This is a genomic window from Treponema sp. R6D11, assembly GCF_054786075.1.
In genome coordinates, this window is the sequence record NZ_BDHD01000805.1 from 1 (window position 1) to 508 (window position 508).

Annotated in this window: 1 protein-coding gene; it reads left to right on the plus strand. The window is 67.7% G+C overall.

The annotated features are described in order from the left end of the window. Positions 1-508, plus strand: a 508-nt coding sequence (locus tag ACYVTD_RS16220; protein WP_461248709.1) for an aconitase family protein, incomplete at both ends; no start/stop codon positions are given.

Here is a 508-nt window from a genome sequence, read left to right on the forward strand (position 1 = left end):
GATGCGCCTGCCGGATATCATCGGCGTCGAGCTGACCGGCAGGCCGCAGCCGGGCATCACCGCCACCGACGTGGTGCTGGCACTGACCGAGTTCCTGCGCAAGGAACGCGTGGTGGGTGCGTATCTTGAATTCTTCGGCGAGGGTGCTGCGGCACTGACCATCGGTGACCGCGCCACCATTTCCAACATGTGCCCCGAATACGGCGCCACCGCCGCGATGTTCTACATCGACGGGCAGACCATCGATTACCTGCGCCTGACCGGCCGCGAGGAATCGCAGGTGGCGCTGGTGGAGAACTACGCCCGTACCACCGGCCTGTGGGCTGACGATCTGGCCACCGCGCAGTACGAGCGCGTGCTGCGCTTCGACCTGTCCAGCGTGGTGCGCAACATGGCCGGCCCGTCCAACCCGCACAAGCGCGTGGCGACCGCCGAGCTGGCCGAGCGCGGCATCGCCGACGAAGCCAAGCTGGAAGCGGGCAAGGCCGAGCAGGCGCAGGGGCTGATG